General features: G+C 58.6%; 8 protein-coding genes. 1 reads left to right on the forward strand and 7 read right to left on the reverse strand.

The annotated features are described in order from the left end of the window. Window positions 1-286 precede the first annotated feature (286 nt). On the forward strand, window positions 287-3,055 hold the full coding sequence (locus ASD58_RS20725; protein WP_082565573.1) for a M12 family metallo-peptidase: 2,769 nt from the start codon (window positions 287-289) through the stop codon (window positions 3,053-3,055). Between the two features lie 33 nt (window positions 3,056-3,088). Here the strand turns inward: ASD58_RS20725 and ASD58_RS20730 are convergent, their stop codons facing one another. The 7 genes from ASD58_RS20730 to ASD58_RS20760 all read right to left on the reverse strand — a co-directional run bounded on the left by ASD58_RS20730 (window position 3,089) and on the right by ASD58_RS20760 (window position 8,635). Then, window positions 3,089-3,499 carry a hypothetical protein gene (locus tag ASD58_RS20730; protein ID WP_057263132.1) on the reverse strand — a complete coding sequence of 137 codons (411 nt, stop codon included), beginning with the start codon at window positions 3,497-3,499 and terminating at the stop codon, window positions 3,089-3,091. Between the two features lie 37 nt (window positions 3,500-3,536). After that, a complete protein-coding gene (locus tag ASD58_RS20735) occupies window positions 3,537-4,055 on the reverse strand; it encodes a GNAT family N-acetyltransferase (protein WP_200951645.1) in 519 nt (172 codons plus the stop codon). Between the two features lie 61 nt (window positions 4,056-4,116). Then, window positions 4,117-6,333 (reverse strand): catalase/peroxidase HPI, encoded by a 2,217-nt coding sequence (katG, locus tag ASD58_RS20740; protein WP_057263133.1) that lies wholly within the window; start codon window positions 6,331-6,333, stop codon window positions 4,117-4,119. 100 nt (window positions 6,334-6,433) lie between these two features. Next, window positions 6,434-7,129: a prepilin peptidase gene (locus tag ASD58_RS20745; RefSeq protein WP_057263134.1), complete on the reverse strand. Its 696-nt coding sequence runs from the start codon at window positions 7,127-7,129 to the stop codon at window positions 6,434-6,436. A gap of 69 nt (window positions 7,130-7,198) precedes the next feature. Further along, entirely contained in the window at window positions 7,199-7,438 is a 240-nt protein-coding gene (locus tag ASD58_RS31420; RefSeq protein WP_156401405.1) for a hypothetical protein, read from the reverse strand. Window positions 7,439-7,466: 28 nt separating this feature from the next. Continuing rightward, entirely contained in the window at window positions 7,467-8,078 is a 612-nt protein-coding gene (locus ASD58_RS20755) for a hypothetical protein (RefSeq protein ID WP_156401406.1), read from the reverse strand. 86 nt (window positions 8,079-8,164) lie between these two features. After that, window positions 8,165-8,635: a hypothetical protein gene (locus ASD58_RS20760; protein WP_156401407.1), complete on the reverse strand. Its 471-nt coding sequence runs from the start codon at window positions 8,633-8,635 to the stop codon at window positions 8,165-8,167. Window positions 8,636-8,865 lie beyond the last annotated feature (230 nt).

Consider the following 8,865-nt stretch of genomic DNA (forward strand, 5'->3'; position numbering starts at 1 on the left):
GCCTTGGCTATGTATCGCCGGCATTGTTTGCAGATAATTTCAACAAACAGGCGCTGGCTGCTTGAAACGGACGTGTCCATTATTGACAGTACACCTCAAACCGACGTGGGAACTTGCGGGAAAGGATGATTGACGTTTTGCAAATAATACCACGGTACCATGTCGGCTTCTGGCGACGCCCCAATCGAACATCGCTTGAGCTAACTCATCAATTCCGAAATACTCCTCCATTGCAGTAGTTGCACAGTTTCGACCTTCAACAACCATCCAACTAATAAGGCACGGAATGACTACGCATACCCCTCTGAGACTCGCGCTCGCGAGTGCACTGATCATCGGCGCTGTGAATACGCTGGCAGCAGAAAATATAAGCAAGCGAAACATCCCGGTGCAGGCCAGCGGTGCTTACTGGCGCGAAGCCGGTGAGGCCGACGCGCAGCGTGTGCACGGCAAGAGCGCCAGTGCTGCCGCGCTGCCGCGCCGTTTTCATGCGGCGACGCTGGACCGCGCGGGCCTGGCGCAAATGCTTGCGCGGGCACCGCATGAACGCGCGCAATCGGCAAAGCAAAGTGAGGTCATCATCTCGCTGCCGCATCCAGAGGGCGGCTACCAGCGCTTCCGCGTTGTGGATTCGCCAGTGATGGAGCCGGAACTGGCCGCAAGGCATCCGGAGATCAGGACTTATGCTGGACGCGGCATCGACGACCCATCCGCTACCTTGCGCATGGATATTTCGCCGCTTGGCTTGCGCGCATCGGTACGTTCGCCGAACGGTGCCTGGTACGTGGACCCGGCCCATCACCTCGACGACAGCGTCTACACCAGCTACAGCGCGCGCGACCTGTCGAATCGCCATGGCCCTTTCAAGGAAGGTGATATCAAGGCGCCGCAGGTGATCCTGACACGCAGCTTTGTCCATGCTGGCGATGAAGTGGAAGTGCGCGGCGCCGGCTTCGCGCCGGGCGCCTCGGTCACCCTTACCGTGCGCAATGAAGGTTCCGGGTTCGGCCCGGTCCACAGCATAGTGGCGTCGGCCGATAAAGATGGCGTAGTGTCGGCCACTTTCGCTGCCGACCCGGCGCGCGGTACCGGCGCCTACTCGGTCACTGCCTCCGATGGCCACGGCGCAACAAGCAGCTCCTACCACGTGGTGCCGGAAGGGGCCAGTGCTGCAGCGGCAAGTGGTACGCAACTGCGCACCTATCGCCTGGCGCTGCTGACTGATCCTTCCTACGCCAATTACTTCGGCGGCAGCGCCAACGTGACGGCGGCCAAGGTGAGCCTGATCAACCGCGTGACGCAAGTGTATGAGGACGAGACTTCGATTCGCCTGGTATTGATCAACAACACCGATGCGTTGAACCTCGACACCGACGCGCAAATGACCGGCGCTAACGGTCCCTGCGGCGCTACCGCCTGCTTCACGCCCGACCAGGCTTCCGGCTGCGGCAGTGCCACGCTAACCCGCAACCGCACGGTTGTCGGCCTGCTTGCCGGCGCCGGCAATTTCGATGTCGGTCATATCGCACTTGGCCTGAACGGCGGTGGCATCGCCAGCCTGGGCGTCGTCGGCGGCAGCTACAAGGCGCAAGGATGCACCTGCATCCCGACCCCGGTGGGTGACTTCTATGCGGTTGATTATGTGGCGCATGAAATGGGGCACCAGTTCGCCGGCAACCACACCTTCAACGGCACCACATCAAACTGCGCTGGCGGCAATCGCAACGCAGGCACGTCCGTGGAGCCGGGCAGCGGTTCATCCATCATGGCCTACGCCGGCATTTGCGGCACGGACAACCTGCAGACGCATAGCGATGCATATTGGTCGCAGCGCAGCTTCGATGAGATTACCGCTTACACATCGGGCACGGAATCGAACCTGACTTCCGTGCAGATGGGCGTGCTGCGCGCTTTCACGACCAACGGCCAGCAATTCACGCTGTCCTACAACGGCAATGCCTCGGCGCCGATCATCCGCGGCAGCAATTACACGACGACCGGTATCAAGGCGGCCATCCAGTCCATCCCCGGCTGGCCGTCGACCGCCAGTGTTTCGGTCAGCGCTGTCAGCGATGCGGGTTTCACGGTTACCTTTGGCGGCTCGCTGGCCGGCGTGACGGCGGGCGTACTGCAGCTGGCCAATTGCACAGGCGGCTGCAGCGGCCATGTGAACGAGATCGTAGCAGGCGGGCCGACCAGCAAGCGCGGCGTGGTCACACCGACTGGTAACAGCACGCCGGTGGTCAGCGTGGTGCCGACTTACACCATCCCGGTCCGCACCCCGTTCGCACTGACCGGCAGCGCAAGCAATGCGGAAGGCGAGCAGATGACCTATATGTGGGAGCAGAACGACCGCGCCGGCACCAGCGGTACTGGCCTCATCAGCAACAGCAAGGCAAATGGGCCGCTGTTCCGCCAGTTCGGCCTGCAGGCGGTGGTCAGCGACAGCGATGCCCTGCAGTACGGCTCGCCGGGCGAGAACGTGGTGAGCACGGACCCGACCCGCGTGTTCCCCGACATGGCGCAAATCCTCGCCAACAACACCAACGCGGAGACGGGCTCCTGCCCGGCGGCGGCATCGCCGCCAACCGCTGCCAATATCGCCTGCTATTCGGAATTCCTGCCGACGGCCAGCTACACCGGATATAGCAAGGTCAATGCGCGGCCGGCAACGCTGAATTTCCGCCTGACGGCGCGCGATGGGCATGGCGGCGTGGGCAGCGCAGCGACCGCACTGGTGCTGGCAACGGGAGCGGGGCCATTCCTGGTGACGGCGCCGAATACCGCAGTGTCGGTGGCGCGCGGTTCGCAGTTGAACGTGACCTGGAATGTGGCGAATACCGCTGCCTCGCCGGTGAATACGGCCAATGTCAAAATAAGCCTGTCGACGGATGGCGGCTTGACGTTCCCTTACGTGCTCGCGGCCAGTACGCCAAACAATAGCAGCAAGGCGGTGACGCTGCCGGCACTATCGACAACGGCAGCACGCATCAAGGTCGAGGCGGTAGGGAATGTGTTCTTTGACGTTTCCAACGCCAATTTCACCATCAACTGACGTCCATCGAAGGCCGCGATCCGCATCGCGGCCTTAACCTTTCAGGTGCTTGTGATAGGCAAAGGTACCCGCCATGCCTTGCGCATAGAAGTACAGGAAGGCGATCGCCATGACAGCCCCGTCAAACCTTCCGGTATTCATGACGATCAGGATTTTCGAAATAACGAAATAGGCGAACATGATGACTGCGCAGGTTCGGCTCTTTTTGAAGATGCCGAAGGCGAGTGCAAGGATCAGCACCACGTCAATAAAATTCCATGCATTGAATCCGGCCACCTTCGATCCGGATATGGTCAACACTGTAACCAGCAAAGTCATGGCGGCTGAGATCAATCCGGCGACCCAGGCGCCTTTGATCTTTTTCAGGATTTCGGCCGGCACTTCGGGAGTGTCATCTTCGATGGTGACGTCGGAAGTGGGCGGCGCGTAGGGATTAGTGGACATGGCGTTTTGTGGTTATTGGAATAAGAACGCCAGTCTATCATTGCCCGGTCAGGTGCAGCCACATATGGACTTTGGCCCTGTAGCCATCTGCGGCCCGTATCGCCATCGGCTCGGTCCCGAAGCTGCGGAAGCCAGCGCCTTCGTAGAGGGCAATCGCGGGCAGGTTGTTCCCGGTGACCGTCAGCGTGATGACTTCGACTCCTGGCCTGTGTCGCGCATGGGCCAGGGCAGCGCCAAGCAAATGACGGCCGATCCCTTTGCCGCGCCATTCGGGCAGCGTGTACATTGCAATCAAATGCGCCTTGTGGCTGGTCTTGGCGCGGACTGAAAATTCCAGGCCGACGGTGCCCACCAACTTTCCGCCAGCAATGGCGCCGAATACCACGCTGTTTTGCTGCGGGTCGTCAATACGCTGCTCCCACCAGGAGAACGGCAGGGCGGCGCGTTCTGCCCGCGTTGAAGTGAACGCATCCGGCTCGTATTCAAAGGCATGCAGCATCAGCTCGCGATACTGCGTGGCATGCGCAATCGACAACGGGAGAATATGGGCGTCCAAGACTTCAGGTGTCGGGCAGGTGAAGGTTGTGGTCAAAGGGGCCCCGCAGGGCCCCCGGTTCTCAGTCGAAGCGGTCCAGGTTCATGACCTTGTTCCAGGCGGCCACGAAGTCTTTGACGAATTTATCACGACTATCGTTGGCGGCATAGACCTCGGCCACGGCGCGCAGTTCGGAATTTGAACCGAACATCAGGTCCACCGGCGTTGCCTTCCATTTGAGCTCACCGCTATTACGGTCGCGGCCCTCGTACAAGCCTTCCGCACCTGGCGCCTTGTTCCACTTGGTGTCCATGGTCAGCAGGTTGACGAAGAAGTCGTTGCTCAGGGTGCCCGGCTTGCCGGTCAACACGCCGTTGGCCGAGTGGCCATGGTTGGCATCGAGGGCGCGCAAGCCGCCAACCAGTACCGTCATTTCAGGTACGGTCAGGTTCAGTAGGTTAGCCTTTTCGACCAGGGCTTCGGCAGGCGGCAGTTTGCTGTCGCTGTCGTAGTAGTTGCGGAAGCCGTCAGCTTTCGATTCCAGCACGGCGAAGGACTTCACGTCGGTCTGCGCTTGCGTCACGTCGGCGCGGCCCGCCTTGAAAGGCACTTGCACGGCGTGGCCGCCTGCTTTTGCAGCTTTCTCGATAGCGGCATTGCCGCCGAGGACGATCAGGTCGGCCAGCGAGACTTTCTTGCCGCCTTTCTGGGCCTTGTTGAAATCAGCCTGGATGGATTCAAGCTTTGCCAGTACCGTTGACAATTGCTCGGGTTCATTCACCGCCCAATCCTTCTGCGGCGCAAGGCGGATGCGGGCGCCGTTGATGCCGCCGCGCTTATCGCTGCCGCGGTAGCTGGCCGCCGCGGCCCACGCGGTCTTCACCAGTTCTTGCGTGCTCAAACCGGAGGCCAGGATTTTCTGCTTCAGTTGCGCCGCATCCTGGCTGTTGATGGCGGCATAGCCTGGCACGGGGATCGGGTCTTGCCACAGGAAGGTCTGCTTCGGTACGTCGGTGCCGATGTAGCGTGCGCTTGGCCCCATGTCGCGGTGGGTCAGCTTGAACCATGCGCGGGCAAAGGCGTCGGCAAACAGCTTCGGATCTTGCTGGAAGCGTTTGGCGATCTTGTTGAACTCGGGATCTTCCTTCAACGACAGGTCGGTAGTAAACATGATCGGGGCGTGGCGCTTGCCGGCGATGTGCGCATCCGGCGTCAGGTTCGCCGCATCCGGTGTGCTCGGCACCCATTGCGTCGCGCCGGCCGGGCTCTTGCTCTGCACCCAGTCGAAGGCGAACAGGTTGTCCAGGTATTGTGTGGTGAAGGCGATCGGGTTGGAGGTCCAGGAGCCTTCCAGGCCGCTGGTTACCGAGTCCTCTGCATTGCCCTTGCCGCATTTGTTCTGCCAGCCCAGCCCCTGCTGTTCCATCGCCGCACCGGCGGGATCGGCACCGACGCATTCATCCGGCTTGTGTGCACCGTGCGCCTTGCCGAAGGTGTGGCCGCCGGCAATCAGGGCGACGATCTCCTCATCGTCCATGGCCATGCGGCCGAAGGCCTGGCGGATATCGGCGGCGGCTGCGATGGGGTCAGGCTTGCCTTCCGGGCCTTCGGGATTCACATAGATCAGGCCCATCTGGGTAGCCGCCAGCGCCCCTTTCAGTTCGCGCTTGCCGCTGAAACGGTCGGCACCCAGCCACTTGTTTTCTGCGCCCCAGAACACGGTGTCGGCTTCCCACGCATCGGTGCGCCCGCCTGCGAAGCCGATGGTCTTGAATCCCATGTTTTCCATCGCCACGTTGCCGGCCAGGACCATCAGGTCGGCCCAGGAAATCTTGCGGCCGTATTTCTGCTTGACCGGCCACAGCAAACGGCGGGCCTTATCGAGGCTGACGTTGTCCGGCCAGCTATTCAGCGGTTCAAAGCGTTGCTGGCCGCTGGCTGCGCCGCCGCGTCCATCGCCGACGCGGTAGGTACCGGCGCTGTGCCAGGCCATGCGAATGAAGAAGGGACCGTAGTTGCCGTAGTCGGCAGGCCACCAGGGTTGGGAGCTGGTGAGGATGGCGTTGATGTCTTTCTTGACTGCCTTCAGGTCGAGGCTTTGGAATTCTTTGGCGTAGTTGAAGTTGGCGCCGTAGGGGTTGGATTCGGCTGAATGCTGGCGCAGAGGCTGTAGGTCCAGTTTTTCGGGCCACCAATTCTGCCCGCCAGCTACCTTGTCGGCAGCGTAGGCGAGCTGCGGTTCGAAGAGTGGAAGAAGGCCTGCCAGCATGGCCAGCACGGCGAGTTTGCGATTGCTCATCACGGTTTCTCCTTGTTGTTGTCGGGGAAACCTTAGGCTAAAGCAAGGGTAGCGATTGATCTAATTGATTGTAATTATGAAATCGATAGTGTAAACACTATCATCCGTAGGCGCGCCATAGGATGGCAAGTGAAGCCATCATATGTGCCGGGCCGGAGGGTAGGGGACGCGACTTGCCGGTCTTGCGTTGAATCACCGCGATTGAAATCCCGTACACGATCACGCCCACCACGAATGTGCCGAAGAGGATCGGGAGGGCGCTCAATCCGAACCAGGATCCGGCCATGGCGAAGGTCTTCATATCGCCATAGCCAATGAAGTTTCCTCCCGTGCCGAGCTTGATGAGGAAATTGATCAGGTATGACGCGACGGCGCCCACGATTGCGCCATAGATGAACTCTGAGGCATCGCCAGTAAGTACGCGAAAGAGCAACGCAGTTCCCAACACGGGCAGGACAACGACGTCTGGCAGCACAAGGTGCCTGACATTGATCGTCAACAGAAGGAGCAGGCTGAAGAAATAGAAGCAAAGACCAATGCCTTCCGCCGATGCGCCATGGATCGCAAATGCGGCAAAGCCGAGTGCCGCTCCGATAGCGGCCGTCATATAGGTCGGATAGCCGGGAAGCCTGAGTAGCAGCTCTTCCTCCTCAAGTTGTGCCGCCTGGCCTGCAGATTCACGCAGCCATTGGCTCTCCATCCAATTCGGGATGAAACGTGCCAGCGGGGCGATCAGGAAAATGGCGGCCAGCGCAAGGGCCGCGGCTCCGATTAAGGCGAGAGCGTAAGTATTCATTTGGCCTGCAGAGCTGGATGTTGGGTGTGGAAAGCGGCACGGTCTATTTGGCTCCAAGGGTTTGACCAACTACACACGTTCGATTTCCTCCTCATAGAAATCCGCCAGCCAAATAGTTATACCGTCTTTGCCAGAGCATTCAACGACATATTTGTTCGGGAGTCCCGGTGCAGTCAAGATATCAAGGAGCGTTCCTACGTCACCTGGCGCAGGCGCGCGCTGATTCACGCGCCAACCATCAAGATGCCCAGCAGACTGAATCAGCTGGCGCACTCGAACGAATTCGTATTCCTTGAGTGGAGCAGACATTGGGGTCACTTGACGATTTGTTGAAGCGCTATTCAATACTGATCGACTGTGCAATCTTCTTCACCTCGGCTTCAGAGGCTTTGGAGTTCGGCGCATATGTGGCACCAAGAATAAACAAATACGATTTCATGGGGACAGACCAAATTTGCGAAGTGATTTCAAAATCCACCCCAGTCGTACTGGTCGAGACGTAAGTCATCTTAGCGTATCCAGCCTGCTGACTTCCCAAGGTGACTTCCGCAGGTGCTGTGTCGATTCTGAATTTCTTGAATCGCTGCTGCATCAATGGAATCAGTTTGGCGATAACTTCCTTTCCACTAATCCCGGATGGGATCACGCCGTATGGTTTTGCATCGATCTTGAAGCTGGGATTGATGCCATTATGGTTCGCGGGAAACTGCGAAATGACAACAACAGGGGCTCGTAGCGCTTGGTTCCAATGCTCTTGAACGCCCGGCTCATCCCACTTTACTTGCTTCATTTGCTCGAGGTAGGTGTTGGCAGAGACAAAATGCCAAGCAGACGGCTTGGTCAGCTTCAGGCCTAAGGTTGGGCTGATGAATTCATTTGAATCTGCGAGTACATCCGCAGAGATGAACGAGAAAGCAAGGGTTGCTGAAAGAAGTGCTGAAATTCTCATGGGGTTTGTTATGAGTGCGTGGGTTGCGCTGTACGAAATGGCTAACGTCGGACGCAACCGTCCGTTGGAACTGATGTTCAGAAAGATTAGGTCCTTCTCTGCCAACCACGCGCTTTTCTAATTGCGCGGATTGCATTGATCATGAACAATGAAAAGCCAAGAAGCGAGCCAGTCATAAGTAAAGCGACCGGCGGCTCGTTGGGTGGAAGAATCCGCATTTGAATGAGCAGTCCCGCTACCAGGCTAGCAATGAGTATAGGGCCGATCCAAAGCAATGGCAAACCGACGAACGTCTTCAAATAGGTCCCGATTACTTCTCGACTAGACAGCGACAAGGTCCCAAGTAAGCGATACGTGTCTACCTGCGAGATGATCAATCCACCAGCCGACGATTCAATATTGTTCTCGTCAAAATCGGTCAGCACACGAAGTCTATGCCTTTTCAAAGGAACAATCGGAAGCCAAACTGCCGTAATCCATTTTGTTGCGGTTGCGGTGCCATCGGATGAATGACTCCATCCGTAATACATTGTTCCAAATCCACCAAGTGTGCTCATTGATTAGTGTTCTTAATTTGTGTTCGCCAGCTGGAGCGCGCAGCGCGTGAGCCATCCAGTTGATTGAACCTGGTGGTCGCTTAACTCTTCAAATTAGCCGGCGCGCTTTAGCGCGTCCGGGTTGATTGCATGGTTGGACGAAGCCGCTACGCGGAGGATGTGATGCCGACCGACCGGATTCAAAATGTAGCCTCGCCCCCACCCGGGGATTGTTTAATGAAAAACAAGAG

The sequence above is a fragment of the Duganella sp. Root1480D1 genome (assembly GCF_001427305.1).
Taxonomy (GTDB): Bacteria; Pseudomonadota; Gammaproteobacteria; order Burkholderiales; family Burkholderiaceae_D; genus Rugamonas.